The sequence below is a fragment of the Candidatus Thiodiazotropha sp. CDECU1 genome (assembly GCF_963455295.1).
Taxonomy (GTDB): Bacteria; Pseudomonadota; Gammaproteobacteria; order Chromatiales; family Chromatiaceae; genus Thiodiazotropha.
Genome location: NZ_OY734020.1, coordinates 26752 through 39955, shown reverse-complemented (window position 1 = coordinate 39955; position 13204 = coordinate 26752). Strand labels below are relative to the sequence as shown.

13 protein-coding genes are annotated in these 13204 nt (G+C 52.8%); 6 read left to right on the top strand and 7 right to left on the bottom strand.

The window, feature by feature from the left end; all coding sequences use genetic code 11:
- Positions 1-248 precede the first annotated feature (248 nt).
- Positions 249-2051, top strand: coding sequence for an oleate hydratase (locus R2K28_RS00170; RefSeq protein WP_316367423.1), 1803 nt, complete (start codon positions 249-251; stop codon positions 2049-2051).
- Positions 2052-2065: 14 nt separating this feature from the next.
- The gene (locus R2K28_RS00165; RefSeq protein WP_316367421.1) at positions 2066-3310 is read left to right on the top strand and encodes a patatin-like phospholipase family protein; all 1245 of its coding nucleotides are present in this window, start codon (positions 2066-2068) and stop codon (positions 3308-3310) included.
- A gap of 608 nt (positions 3311-3918) precedes the next feature.
- Here the strand turns inward: R2K28_RS00165 and R2K28_RS00160 are convergent.
- The 6 genes from R2K28_RS00160 to gpmI all read right to left on the bottom strand — a co-directional run bounded on the left by R2K28_RS00160 (position 3919) and on the right by gpmI (position 9983).
- Entirely contained in the window at positions 3919-4290 is a 372-nt protein-coding gene (locus R2K28_RS00160; protein WP_316367419.1) for a hypothetical protein, read from the bottom strand.
- Positions 4291-4438: 148 nt separating this feature from the next.
- Entirely contained in the window at positions 4439-4987 is a 549-nt protein-coding gene (locus tag R2K28_RS00155; RefSeq protein ID WP_316367417.1) for a DJ-1 family glyoxalase III, read from the bottom strand.
- Positions 4915-5712 (bottom strand): divergent polysaccharide deacetylase family protein, encoded by a 798-nt coding sequence (locus tag R2K28_RS00150; RefSeq protein ID WP_316367415.1) that lies wholly within the window; start codon positions 5710-5712, stop codon positions 4915-4917. The genes R2K28_RS00155 and R2K28_RS00150 overlap by 73 nt, the downstream gene beginning before the upstream one ends.
- 59 nt (positions 5713-5771) lie before the next feature.
- Positions 5772-7100: a S41 family peptidase gene (locus R2K28_RS00145; protein WP_442871413.1), complete on the bottom strand. Its 1329-nt coding sequence runs from the start codon at positions 7098-7100 to the stop codon at positions 5772-5774.
- Positions 7101-7124: 24 nt separating this feature from the next.
- The gene (locus R2K28_RS00140) at positions 7125-8423 is read right to left on the bottom strand and encodes a murein hydrolase activator EnvC family protein (protein ID WP_316367413.1); all 1299 of its coding nucleotides are present in this window, start codon (positions 8421-8423) and stop codon (positions 7125-7127) included.
- Between the two features lie 3 nt (positions 8424-8426).
- Positions 8427-9983, bottom strand: a complete 1557-nt coding sequence (gene gpmI, locus R2K28_RS00135) for a 2,3-bisphosphoglycerate-independent phosphoglycerate mutase (RefSeq protein ID WP_316367411.1) — start codon at positions 9981-9983, stop codon at positions 8427-8429.
- Positions 9984-10274: 291 nt separating this feature from the next.
- Here gpmI and R2K28_RS00130 point away from each other — a divergent pair, with 291 nt between their 5' ends.
- From R2K28_RS00130 to R2K28_RS00115, 4 genes are all read left to right on the top strand, one after another.
- Entirely contained in the window at positions 10275-10577 is a 303-nt protein-coding gene (locus tag R2K28_RS00130; RefSeq protein ID WP_316369794.1) for an ArsR/SmtB family transcription factor, read from the top strand.
- A gap of 155 nt (positions 10578-10732) precedes the next feature.
- The gene (locus tag R2K28_RS00125) at positions 10733-11155 is read left to right on the top strand and encodes a rhodanese-like domain-containing protein (RefSeq protein ID WP_116444775.1); all 423 of its coding nucleotides are present in this window, start codon (positions 10733-10735) and stop codon (positions 11153-11155) included.
- 27 nt (positions 11156-11182) lie between these two features.
- On the top strand, positions 11183-11668 hold the full coding sequence (secB, locus tag R2K28_RS00120; protein ID WP_316367409.1) for a protein-export chaperone SecB: 486 nt from the start codon (positions 11183-11185) through the stop codon (positions 11666-11668).
- A gap of 32 nt (positions 11669-11700) precedes the next feature.
- Positions 11701-12711 (top strand): NAD(P)H-dependent glycerol-3-phosphate dehydrogenase, encoded by a 1011-nt coding sequence (locus tag R2K28_RS00115; protein WP_316369792.1) that lies wholly within the window; start codon positions 11701-11703, stop codon positions 12709-12711.
- 26 nt (positions 12712-12737) lie between these two features.
- Here R2K28_RS00115 and R2K28_RS00110 read toward each other — a convergent pair whose 3' ends face one another.
- On the bottom strand, positions 12738-13202 hold the full coding sequence (locus tag R2K28_RS00110; RefSeq protein ID WP_316367407.1) for a tRNA (cytidine(34)-2'-O)-methyltransferase: 465 nt from the start codon (positions 13200-13202) through the stop codon (positions 12738-12740).
- Positions 13203-13204 lie beyond the last annotated feature (2 nt).

Below are 13204 nucleotides of genomic sequence, written 5' to 3'. Positions count from 1 at the left end.
ACAAGATCATGTAAACGGGATGAAGCCATATGTACGGGTTAATATATTTAGATTAATGCGGGTTGAATTATTCAGGGCGGAATGGGATGCAGCCCTTTACAGATATTGATGGACTGCGCCTGATCATGGTGCAAATCGAAGAATATTACTTCACTAACCATGAAGATGCAAAATGCGCATAAAGATAATATGAAGATGGACGATATCACAATAGATTGACAGTTCACATCTAATGGAGGGGATTCACTGTGATCGGTAATTACAATAATGTTATTACATCTCGACCAGAGGGAGTTGAGAAAAAGCGCGCCTATCTTGTAGGTGGCGGTATTGCATCGCTGGCGGCAGCTGCGTACTTGATAAGAGACGGCCATATGGCCGGCGAAAAGATCACTATTTTGGAACAGCTCGATATAAATGGTGGTTGTTTGGATGGTAGCGGCGATGCCATCGACGGCTACATTATGCGCGGTGGTCGGGAGATGGAAGCTCACTATGAGTGTACATGGGATCTGTTCTCGTTTATTCCTGACCTGAAGCGTAAAGATCCTGATGCGCCATTCACCAACCCTGAGCCAGAACTTGTTTCCGACCCGGAACGTACAGTTTTAAAGCGGATTCGTGATGTCAACCAATGGGACCCCAACTCCTCCAAATGCCGTCTGATGAGTAGCTGTGGAGAGCCGGATCGAGACCCTTCGTTAGGGCTCTCCTCGATCCATGTGATGGAACTGACGAAGTTGTCCCTGAAGACTGAAGAAGAACTGGGTGCAACAACAGTGGAAGAGTTTTTTTCAGACTCTTATTTTAAAACCAATATGTGGTATTTCTGGACATCGATGTTTGCCATGGAGACATGGCACTCAGTAGTCGAGATGCGGCGCTATATGCAACGCTTCATGCACCTGATGCCGACGATGAGCACGCTGGAAAATATTCTGTTTACCACCTACAACCAATATGAATCCATGGTCTTGCCGCTGCAAATCTGGCTTAAAAGTAAAGGCGTTACCTTTGATTTGAAAACTCAGGTCACTGATCTGGATATTGAGATCGTAAACGGTGAGAAGACCGTGACCGCCATCCATTTGCTTCGTGGCTCATCAGAGACGAGTGAAACGATTGCCACAACAGCGGACGACCTGGTGTTCGTTACCAATGGCTCGATGGTGGAGAATTCCACCACAGGCAATACTCATGAGCCAGCAATTCTTAATCGGGAGACCGGTGCTTGCTGGCAGTTGTGGAAAAATATTGCTGCAAAAGATCCTGCTTTTGGTAGGCCTGAGGTTTTTTGCGCAGACATCGACAAGAGCAAGTTTGTCTCTTTCACCATTACTGCGACAGACTCGCCGATTGCTGATTTGCTAAAAGAATTTACCGGCGTAGACCCCTATTCCCACAAAGCCGTGACCGGCGGCATCATGACGATCAAGGACTCAAGCTGGCTCATGAGTGCAACCTGCAACCGACAGCCGCAATACAGGAGTCAGCCCGTCGGTGACTACCAGCCAAAACAGCACAAGGATGACCCGGATAAAAACGTACTGGCAATCTGGGCCTACGGCTTGTTTCCGGACAATACCGGTGACTACGTGAAAAAGAAGATGAGCGATTGTACCGGTGAAGAACTGCTGACAGAGCTACTCTACCATTGGGGAGCCAAAGACCAGATTCCAGCTATTATGAAGACGGTCAAAGTTATTCCTTGCATGATGCCATATATCACCAGCCAGTTTTTACCACGCGTTAAAGGTGACCGTCCGGAAGTTATTCCTGAAGGAAGCAAAAATCTTGCCTTTTTAGGGCAGTTCACCGAGATACCTGATGATTGTGTATTTACCGTCGAGTATTCAGTTCGCTCGGCAATTATGGCTGTTTACAAACTACTTGGCATAACGGATAAAACCCCACCAGAGATTTACCCCTCCAAGGACGACGTGCATGTGATCATCAAGGCAAGCGAAACGATGCACAACGGCAGCATTCCCGGAGAACACCTTCTGAACCATCTGTTGAAAGGTACAAGCCTGCAAGGCTTGCTGAAATAATCTGGTGAGTAACAATGGACCATAGTATAAAAAAATCAAAAAAACCTTTGATTCTACTTCTATCCGTTGTTGTTTTGAGTATATACACTACCGCCGGAAGAACAGCGCAACTCACAACGGAGCCACAAAAAGCAAAAACCATCATTTTGGCTATTGATGGAGGGGGAATCAAAGGAGTTATACCTGCGATATTTATTCAGCATATTGAATCCTCATTAAGGAAACCGTCCTACCAGTTATTCGATTTAATAGGAGGAACATCTACCGGCGGCATCATCTCCGCCGCTCTCACCACACCTAAAAAAACCACTGGCCACCCTTACACCGCCGAAGAAATAGTAAATATTTACAGTCATGATGGTGGCAAAATATTTCTGGCTCAGGACTGCAAGGTTGAACTGTGCGCAACCTACTACGCTGATAACGGTAGGGGTGACGGGGTTGAGCCCTACTTGCAAAAAATGTATGGCCCAGACGTTTCACTTGTCAATAGTCGCGATAAAATGCAATCTTTAGCCGGTAACCGTGTAAAACATATGTTCACTACTTCGTACATTGTGAACAATAGCCAGAAAAATGTAGCAAAACCTGTTCGCGGCGAAAACTTTGGCCCCTATCTTTTTAACTGGTTTGATGCTGTCAATAGCCCTGCAAACGATAACTACTATGTATGGGAGGCCGCCAGGGGAACGAGTGCTGCCCCAACATATTTTCCGATTGCTAATGTGGGTGGCAAAACTTTCCCCAGGTCTGCAGCGGCCAACAAGTGGGTAGTTGACGGTGGAACCATGTCTAATAACCCCGCCACTTGGGGCGTCACGGAAGCCTTAAGAACAGGTATGGCCTCGCGCCTGGAAGACATAATTGTTATTTCCCTGGGGACGGGAATATATGAAGGTGGTGCAGGTGTAGGCATTAATAGCAATGCGGTAACGGATATCGTTCCAGTAGGTGGTAATTGGAGCACGACCCCCTGGATGGTCGAGAAGCTGGACGACCTTGAGGGAACCGATCACAACAGGGGTGTATTGATGAGCATCGTGCTTGATGCCGTTCAAACGGTCACACACAGCCAGTTGACTGCCTTGAAACAAGCAGGACTCAAATATTATCGGCTCGAACCTGAACTCACTTACGCGCAAAGTCATATGGATAACATACATCCGCGCAATATCCAGTCATTAATTGCAACTGCTAATGCGTACATAAAAGGAGAAGGGGCAGAAATATTCAAGGCTATTTTGAATGATTTGCAGTGACGAATAGTAACGCGAAGATTGAGACCTATACCTCTAATGCGTTTCCGCATGCTTTAAAAATCAATTCTGACCTCTTGGCATGTTGTCCAGACTATTCAGCCAGCGCTGCGCATCAGCCCGATTGTCTTGTTTCGAGCATGAGAACATGACATATCTTAGGATAAACTCTAGCCTATGTGTACGGAATAACGCTTTTTACATTGGTAGCAAAAACACTATTTCTTGATTAAGCCACACTAAATTACTGACATGAAAAAATAATCCAATAAATTAATATCCATCAGGTTCACCTAAAGCAATTGCGCCGCTGAAATATTTTTTCGGATCTGAAAGATGTCCAGGCACGCCTTTACCAACTAAAAGCAACCAACCAATACCATTGATGCCGCTCCATATACATCAAGATTGTTCTGAAGATTGTCTATAAGCTTTCTATATTGACCATTTTTAAATAAAGACTGATCAAAATGATCTAGAAATAAGATAGATGGTGGTAAACTGTGTATATGTTTGTTCAATTTTCCAACTGAATGGCCAGCTTTGGAAAAATTCTGATTTAATCATGTTTTAGTTCTGTGATTTAACGGCTGTCCAAAACCCTAGAGAAATCACTCGACTTCTATCGGAACAGTATCGACCGAATGACTGCTTTCGTCGTTTGAGTAGACAATCTCCAAGCGATTGTTTTTGACAATCAGTTTTTGCGGATAGCCAATGGAAGTATCAACGTGCACCTGGGAGATCGATTGTCTCCCGGGTTGGCCGCAATCATCAAACACGGGTACACCTTTATACATTTCATAAAAGTGTTCCTTGTCGTTGAGGCCGGACGATCTCAGGTAAACACGCAGTCCTTTGTCATTCAGGGGCTGGGCGATTATCTCCTTTATCGTATCCGCAACAAAGCAATCCTGTTTGTTTGAACAGCCGGTCACGAACGATAACAACAGAAATGCGGCAAGGCATATCCCTATTCTCATTTCCAAACCTCCTGCCAAGCGGAATAAGCGCACGGGGAGAGAAGATCAAGGGAAGCGGCGCATCGCACATGGAGCGCCGTGTGTTACCGAACAGAGCTGTCCGGAGTTTTGGTCCGACGACCGGGGCTTGCTATCGTCTGTGCGCCAGTTAACGCACCAGCCCCTGCTCAACCTGATCCCTGGTCTCCCTGCCGCTCAGTTTCTCGATCAATTCCAGAGCGAAATCCATCGCCGTTCCCGGTCCGCGGGAGGTAATAACCCGATCATCGCTGATGACAGACTCCAGCTGCACATCGACCTGGGGCAGATCCATCTTGTCCAACACGCCCGGGTAGCTGGTTGCTCGCCGTCCTTCAAGCAGGCCAGCTCCCGCCAGCACCTTGGGTGCCGCACAGATAGCGGCGGTGTATTTCCCCTGTTGATTGAGTCGTTTCAGTAATGCATGGATACGCGGATCGGCGTCCAGATGATCGGCCCCGGGCAGACCGCCGGGCAGCACCAGCATATCGAACTCCTCATCCAGTACCGCATCGAGGCTGGTGTCTGGGACCAGGGTGATACCCCTGGAGGCCTTGACCGGTTGTGAATCCAGACCGGCGGTGACGACCTCTATGCCCGCCCGGGTCAGTAGATCAGTGATGGTGACTGCTTCGAGCTCTTCGCATCCTTGGGCGAGGGGGACGAGTACGCGTGCCATAGTGGTCTCCCGGATTGGATCAGTTCAGAGACAGGTACCAGCTCAATACCCTGCTGGTTGAGTTTAGGCAACTCCTGATGCAGGACCGCCAGGGTCTGAGGGTAGGGGTGGGCAATACCGATAGCATGCCCTTGAGTATGGGCCATCTTCAACAGCTGTCGCAACTGCTGCCTGATCTCCCTCTCCTGGGGCGTGTTATCAAGGAATACGTGCCGCCGGGAAGTGGCGATCAGATTTGCATTCGCAACCCGCTCAGCGACCGTGGCATCGGTGGTTCGGCTGTCGATGAAATATAATCCAGCGGTACGCAATTCATTCATCAGCCAGCGCATGGCCGTGGGATCCCTGGTCAACAGGCTACCCATATGATTGTTTACCCCGGCAACATAGGGAATGGATGCAAGATTTTGTTGCAGGGTTCGGGTGAACTGCGCCCTCGACATGCTCAGGGTCAATGCGCCGTTACCCAGGCGGTTGCCGTTGTCCGACTCCATGGGCTGATGCAGCATGACCTCCTTGTTCAACCGGTTGGCCTTGCTCGCCAGCATCCAGGCGAAGGGGGTTTGCGGCAGAAAGGCGTAAGTCACTGCCCCCGGCAGGGCCAGGGCACGCTCCCCCGCCACCAGCTGGTTGCCCAGATCATCGATGATCAGAGCTATTTTCACCCGGCTCGGCGGTGACCCGAATCGATCGCTGTTATCTGCCAGGCCAGCTGTTGATGTCACAGCCAACCAGCAACAGCAGATAAGGCCCAGATAGGGATTCATAGGCGCCCTTTAACCCATCAACTGGTGGTCTTCTTGTTGCGAAGAATGGCCAGGCCCTTGAGAAGATTCAGCGCCTCACCCAACTGATAGTCCTTCACCTCCTCCTGGCTATCATCGCCCTGTTCGGCTTTTTCATCCTCGCCCTTTTTCGGCTCTTTACCATTGCCGTTGGAAAGATGGCCGGAGAGATTGGACTCCTTGATCGGCTTGACCTTGCTCTGCTCCGCCTTGGAAAGGGTCAGCTCTTCCAGTTCTATATCGGGTTCAATTCCCTCCGCCTGGATCGAACGTCCGGAAGGGGTGAAATACCTGGCGGTGGTCAACTTGACCGCAGCGGTATCGGTAATCGGGATAATGGTCTGAACCGAACCCTTGCCGAAGGTGCGGCTACCCATGATGACAGCACGATTCTGATCCTGCAGGGCACCCGCCACGATCTCCGATGCCGAAGCGGAGCCTTCATTCACCAGTACCACTATCGGCGCCCCATCCAGGACATCATCCGGCGCCGCCTCGAATCGCAGCTGGGAGTCGTTCTCTCTCCCCTCGGTATACACGATCAGACCCGATTCCAGAAAGGCATCGCTGACGGAGACAGCGGAATTCAACACCCCGCCGGGATTGTTGCGCAGATCCAGTACCATACCCATCAACGGCCCTTCCACTTCGCTTTTCAGTCTGTCCAGGGATTTCAACATGTCACTGGTGGTATTCGCCTGAAACTGAGAGATACGCAGGTAGGCGAAGCGATCATCCAGCAGTCGGCTCTTGATGCTGACGACCCGGATCACGTCTCGAACCACGGTAATCTTGAGGGGTTTCTCTTCGCCTTTGCGCACTATGGTCAATTCCAGTGAGGTGCCGGGCTTGCCACGCATCAAGGCTACCGCTTCATTCAAGCTCAGCCCTTTTACCGGGGTATCATCCAGACGAACGATCAGGTCACCACTACGGACACCCGCCCGCTGTGCCGGTGTGTCGTCAATGGGGGAGATCACTTTGACAAAGCCATCCTCCATACCCACTTCTATACCCAAGCCACCGAATTCACCCTTGGTGCCGACCTGCAGCTCTTTATAGTCATCGGCATCCAGGTAGTTGGAATGGGGATCGAGACCGGAAACCATGCCACGGATCGCGTTCTCCAGGAGGACCTCGTCCTCGACCGGCTCTACATAGTTGGCCTTGATACGGCCGAAGATATCGGCAAATGTCCGAAGCTGCTGCAGGGGCAGACTCTCCAGCTCCTCTTTCGCTTCCACCTGACCTGTGATCAGTGCCATACTGACGCACAGTACGATCAGACCAATACCTCTCAGAGAAGCTTGCTTTACAACTCTAATCATCTATTTTTTCCTATTTAGGTGCAGCTAGCTCAAAGGTTGGCCAGCAGCATGTCTGCTTTTCAAGGGCCTGGCTGTGGTCGCCCCTTGAAAAGTGTGAGTAATTGCATAAAAAGATAGTTCCTTTTGTCTGATTTTACGTCCCCGATCGGCAATTTTTCTGCCTTTTATACGCTGACACCATTGGGTGGGGTTTTTCGGTTGCCCATTGTGCCTGATACCGAAATAGACGCCGGAGGTGGTCCGACCGCCGCTGTTGCCCACCTGAGCCACCACTTCTCCAGGCTCCACCCACTCGCCGGTCTCCTTGAACAGGCTCTGATTATGGCCATACAGGCTCATGTAGCCGTCCCCGTGATCGATGATCAACAGCAGGCCGAAGCCTCGCAGCCAATCGGCGAAGGCGACCCTGCCATGGTGAATGGCGCGGACCTCCTGTCCCTCCGGCGCGGCGATCAGCACCCCGTCCCACTTGAGTTTGCCAACATCCCGGCGTGAACCGAAGCGGGCCGCCAGTCTGCCGCGGGAGGGCCAAGGGAGTTTGCCTTTGCGGGAGTTGAAGGGTACATGGGCGGTGGTGTCGAGGGGTATGTCGGAGAGCGCCTGCTGGATATCCGCCAGCAGTGAGCGCAACTGTTTCTCATCCGATTTGAGACTATCCAACTCCTGTCCCTTGTCCTTCAGGCGTGTGTTGAGACTCGCGATGATCTTCTTGCGTCCGGTCCTGGCCGCTTCGAGCTGTTGTTTCTGATTTTGATTTTTTGCCAACAGCTGTTGCAAACGCTGCTCCTCCTGAGCTATCTCCCTCTCGATACTGCGCAGTTGCCGCAGACTCTCTTGTATGGATTCCATCTGCTGCACACGGGCCAAGTTGAAGTAATCGTAGTACACCATGACACGACTGACCACGGCGGGATCCTTTTGATTGAGGAGGATTTTCAGCTTCTCCTGCCGCCCCATGGCATAACCTGCCCGAATCTGCCGCTCCAGGGAGGCACGGTGCTGATCCAGGTGCAGGCGTGCATCGCCACGCTTGCTCTCCAGTTCAGCCAGGCGCCGCTGCTGCCGCTTCAGACTCTGTTCCGTTACCCGGATACGGCGCGCAAAATCACCAATCTGTTTCTCGGTTTTTTGCAGGGCCTGGCTGTGTTGCTCCCACTTGCCCTGGGTGGACTGTAACTGATTCTGCAGGGAATGAATGCGTTGCTTCACCTGTTCCAGCTTGGCTCTGGCATCCAGTTCGGACTCCTCCGCAATGACGGGCTGGGAACATATGACTATCATCAATCCCAGTGAGAGGGCCATCAGGCCACTCGTCCGTCCCATCAATCAGCCCCCCTCCATATAGCTGATCAGCGCATGACCTTGCATCTCGTCGGGTTGTGCCAGCCCCATGATCTTCAACAGGGTTGGAGCGATGTCGCACAGGGCACCACCTTCCATCAATTGCGCATCATCCCGGCCCACATAGACCAGTGGCACCGGGTTGGTGGTGTGTGCGGTATGGGGTTGATTGTTTTCATGGTCTTGCATCTGTTCAGAGTTGCCGTGATCCGCGGTTATCAACATCTCCCCACCTGCCAGATGAATCGCTTTCAAGACCCTTCCCAAACAGTGATCCAGGGTCTTGATAGCGCGTTTTGCGGCCTCATATTTGCCGGTATGCCCCACCATATCGCTGTTGGCGAAGTTGCATATGATGACATCATATTTGTCACCCCCTATCGCCTCCACCAGATGATCGGTGACCTCCTCGGCGCTCATCTCGGGCTTGAGATCATAGGTCGCCACCTTGGGCGATGGCACCAGAATGCGCTCCTCTCCCTCAAACGGGCGCTCACGACCGCCGTTGAAGAAAAAGGTGACATGGGCGTACTTCTCCGTCTCCGCCAGCCGCAGCTGACGCAGTCCCTGTTTGGCGATGGTTTCACCGAACACATTGCGTAGCTTTTCCGGCGGGAACGCCACCGGTATCTCGAAACGTTTGTGGTAGCGGGTGAGGCTGACATATGCACCAAGTGCAGGGCGGTGCTTGCGCTCAAAACCCTCGAAATCCTCCTCCACGAAGGCACTGGTCAACTGGCGGGCGCGATCGGCCCGATAGTTGAGAAAGAACACCACATCCCCATCGTCAATGGTCACCGGCGACTTGCCTGCCGGCACTATGGCCGTGGTCTTCACAAACTCATCACTCTCGCCCCGTTGATAGGCATCGAGCAGGGCCTGTCGCGCATCTTCGACCTGATAGTTCGCCTTGCCCTCAACCAGCAGGTCATAGGCCTCTTGGGTACGTTCCCAGCGATGGTCACGGTCCATCGCATAGTAACGCCCGGTCAGGCTGGCAATACGCCCTCTACCCAATTTGGCAAAAACCCTATTCGCCGCGATAATCGAGGCCTCGGCACTCTTGGGTGGGGTGTCCCTGCCATCCAGAAAGGCATGCAGGTAGACATGCTCCGCACCCCGCTCGACGGCCAGTTTGGCCATCGCGTGGATATGTTCCTCGTGACTGTGTACACCACCGGGAGAGAGAAGCCCCAGGATGTGAACCGCCTTCTGCTTGGCCACCGCCTTGTCGACTGCCTCGGTGAGGGTCTCGTTGGAGAAAAAGGAGCCTGTCCTGATCGAGCGGCTGACCCGGGTGAACTCCTGATAGACAACCCGTCCGGCCCCCAGATTGAGATGTCCCACTTCCGAATTGCCCATCTGCCCCCCCGGGAGACCCACAGAGGCACCGGAGGTATTGATTAAGGTGTGTGGATGCTCATGCCAGAGACTATCCCAAACCGGTGTGGCTGCATTCTCGATGGCGTTGGATTCTGTATCCTCGCTATAGCCCCAGCCATCAAGGATGATCAAGGCAACCGGTTTGGGTCTCTCCGTCATGTTTAAATCTCTGATACTCTACTGCTGCTTATATGTAAACAATCGCGCATTAAATCACCAATCCCCCTGTCAGGCCAGAATCGACTGGTAGCAGGGAGTAGCATGCCAGAATCGGTCACAAAGTAACCAGATAAAATAAAGGGGTTCTCATTCTGATGAAAAACAGCGTATTATTGTATTAGGGTCTGTTAACATTAGCCCAGAAGGCGCTACTACTGGTAAAAGGCTGGATTCATGGAACACAAGTACGACAAGAGCACCCAACCCCTGAAGCTCGAGGAGCCCGAGGGGATGGAAAACCTGTTTGCCACCGATGAAGATGTGGATCGTGCGTCTCGATCGCTCAAGGCCATGTCCCACCCATTGCGCCTAAAAATACTCTGCACCCTGGGGGGCCAGGAGGTCAGTGTGCAGGACATCGTCGAGCAGGTAGGCACTTCCCAGAGCAATATTTCTCAGCATCTTGCCATATTAAGAGATAAGGGTATCCTCGCATCCCGTAAAGACGCCAATCGTGTCTACTACCGGGTCAGTGATTTTCGTACCCTAAAGCTGATCGGCATGATGCGCGAGGTCTTCTGTACCCACATTTGACGGATAGGCCAAATCGTTTGCGTCCCATCTGGAGACGCCGGCGGCAACACTTCCGATTCAATTCCGATGGTTATCGGCAATCAGCCCTTAACCCTACTGCCCTCCTGTTATAAACTCTCCCACCCTTGATAGATTAATCTGCAAAAGAGGCACCAATGCAACAGCTCATCGAATTCACGATGAATCACTGGATACTCGTCCTGACCTTTGTCGGAGTGGCCGGATTCTTGGCATTCAACATGCTTGTCGGCGATAAAGACGCTGTCGACCCCGTCGCCGCCACCGAGCTGATTAACCATCAGGATGCCGTGGTCGTGGATGTGCGCCCGTCAGCCGACTTCAACAAGGGGCATATCATCAATGCGATCAGCATACCCAGTAACGGCTTTGCCAATCAGATGGGTGTGCTCAACAAGCACAAAGAGAAACCGATTATTATCAGCTGTCGCTCCGGCGCCCAGTCCTCAACTGCCGCCGGACAGCTGAAAAAGGCCGGATTTGAACAAGTTTACAACCTGAAAGGGGGTATACTTGCCTGGCAAAGCGCGAATCTTCCCATTACCCGAAAATCCAAGTAGCCCCACACCCCTCCATAGGAAGCAGTCATGACCGAAGCCAAACAAGACGAACAGAATAGAGAATTTGCCCTGCAGCGAATCTATACCAAGGATATCTCATTCGAGACGCCCAACACCCCGGCGGTTTTTCAGCAGGAGTGGAAGCCTGAGACCAGCGTGAACCTGAATACCGAAGTGAATAAACTCACCGATACCGCATTCGAAGTGACTTTGACGGTTACAGTGACCTCCAAGGTGGAAGACAAGACCGCCTATCTGGTTGAAGTGAAACAGGCGGGCATATTCAGTATCACAGGCTTTCCGGATCAGGAGATGGGACCACTGCTTGGTGCCTACTGCCCCAACCAGCTCTTCCCCTATGTGCGTGAAGCCATCTCTGACATCGTCATGAAGGGGAGCTTTCCTCAGATGGTGCTGCAACCGGTCAATTTCGATATGTTGTATGCGCAACACCAACAGGAGTTGGCGAAAAAGGCTCAGCAAGCGCAAGTCGAGAATGAAGCCCAGCATTAGCAATCCATTGATTGCAGATCAGAATCAGCACCATGGACGCGACGCATAGCAAGACAATTGCAGTCCTCGGGGCCGGGTCCTGGGGCACGGCCCTGGCTATCCTGCTCAGCGGCAATGGCCATCGGGTTCGCCTCTGGGGTCATCTGGTTGAAGAGATCACGGCGCTGATCCGGGATCGTGAAAACAAGCAATACCTTCCGGGGGTTGGATTCCCTGCAACCCTGCAACCGGAAATCGTTCTGCGCAAGGCCCTGGACGGCGCTTCAGAGATCCTTATCGCCGTTCCCAGCCATGCCTTCCAGAGCGTCACCTCCAATATAGCCCCCCTGCTTGATGCCCAACCCGGTATCACATGGGCCACCAAGGGGTTCGAGCCGGGCACCCAGCGTCTGCTCAGCGAGGTGGCCGCGGAACAACTCCCCGGACGGGAGTTGGCGATTATTTCCGGGCCGACCTTCGCGGGTGAGGTAGCCCGCGGCCTGCCTACCGCGGTCACTGTTGCGGCCACCACCCAGGGGCATGCGGAACAGATGGCGGAACTACTCCATGCCGCCTGGTTTCGCGCCTATACCAGTGACGACCTCGTGGGTGTACAGGTAGGTGGCGCCAGCAAGAACGTGCTTGCCATCGCGGCCGGTATCGCCGATGGACTCGGTTTTGGCGCCAACACCCGGGCGGCATTGATCACCCGCGGGCTGACCGAAATCATGCGGCTTGGCATCAAACTCGGGGGCAGGCAGGAGACCTTCATGGGGCTCGCCGGGCTGGGCGACCTAGTACTGACATGCACCGACAACCAATCCCGCAATCGGCGCATGGGTCTGGCCCTTGCCGAGGGGCTCTCTCAGGAAAAGGCCCGGACGAGTATCGGTCAGGAGGTGGAGGGGGTGCATGCGGCCCAGGAGGTCTATGCCCTGTCGCAACGACATGGGGTGGAGATGCCCATCTCGGAGCAGGTCTACCGGGTGCTGTATGAAGGACTGGCACCAAAGCAGGCAGTGCACAATCTGCTCGAGCGACGGCAAAAGGCCGAGGGCCTGTAACTTGCGACAGCCTCCCGGCTATCCACTCAAACCCCACCCTCGAAACCGGCCTGGCGCCAAGCCTCATATAAAATCAAAGAGACCGCATTGGAGAGATTAAGGCTGCGGCTGTGGGGCAGCATGGGGATGCGGATTCGCTGACTCGGCTGCAAGCCACTCAATACATGTGCCGGTAGACCCCGGCTCTCCGGGCCGAACAACAACGCATCTCCGGGGGAAAAGGTGACCTCAGCATAACAGCGCTGTGCCTTGGTGGTGCAGGCATAGAGATTGGCTGGCGCAACCCTATCCAGAAACAGCTCCAGGGAGTCATACTCCCCGATATCGGCCCATTCCCGGTAATCGAGACCTGCCCGGCGCAGCCTTTTGTCGTCCAGATCAAATCCCAGGGGATGAATCAGATGTAATTTGCTGCCACTATTGGCACACAGGCGTATGATATTACCTGTGTTCGGTGGAATTTCCGGCTCGTAGAGCACAACATGAAACACCC

Excerpts from the sequence above, each read along its gene's own strand:
- secB (WP_316367409.1), top strand. The coding sequence starts at position 11,183 with ATGACCGAAGCCAAACAAGACGAACAGAATAGAGAATTTGCCCTGCAG.
- gpmI (WP_316367411.1), bottom strand. The coding sequence starts at position 9,983 with ATGACGGAGAGACCCAAACCGGTTGCCTTGATCATCCTTGATGGCTGG.
- R2K28_RS00155 (WP_316367417.1), bottom strand. The coding sequence starts at position 4,987 with ATGGCACGCGTACTCGTCCCCCTCGCCCAAGGATGCGAAGAGCTCGAA.
- R2K28_RS00130 (WP_316369794.1), top strand. The coding sequence starts at position 10,275 with ATGGAAAACCTGTTTGCCACCGATGAAGATGTGGATCGTGCGTCTCGA.
- R2K28_RS00125 (WP_116444775.1), top strand. The coding sequence starts at position 10,733 with ATGCAACAGCTCATCGAATTCACGATGAATCACTGGATACTCGTCCTG.
- R2K28_RS00165 (WP_316367421.1), top strand. The coding sequence starts at position 2,066 with ATGGACCATAGTATAAAAAAATCAAAAAAACCTTTGATTCTACTTCTA.
- R2K28_RS00145 (WP_442871413.1), bottom strand. The coding sequence starts at position 7,100 with ATGATTAGAGTTGTAAAGCAAGCTTCTCTGAGAGGTATTGGTCTGATC.
- R2K28_RS00160 (WP_316367419.1), bottom strand. The coding sequence starts at position 4,290 with ATGAGAATAGGGATATGCCTTGCCGCATTTCTGTTGTTATCGTTCGTG.
- R2K28_RS00140 (WP_316367413.1), bottom strand. The coding sequence starts at position 8,423 with ATGGGACGGACGAGTGGCCTGATGGCCCTCTCACTGGGATTGATGATA.
- R2K28_RS00115 (WP_316369792.1), top strand. The coding sequence starts at position 11,701 with ATGGACGCGACGCATAGCAAGACAATTGCAGTCCTCGGGGCCGGGTCC.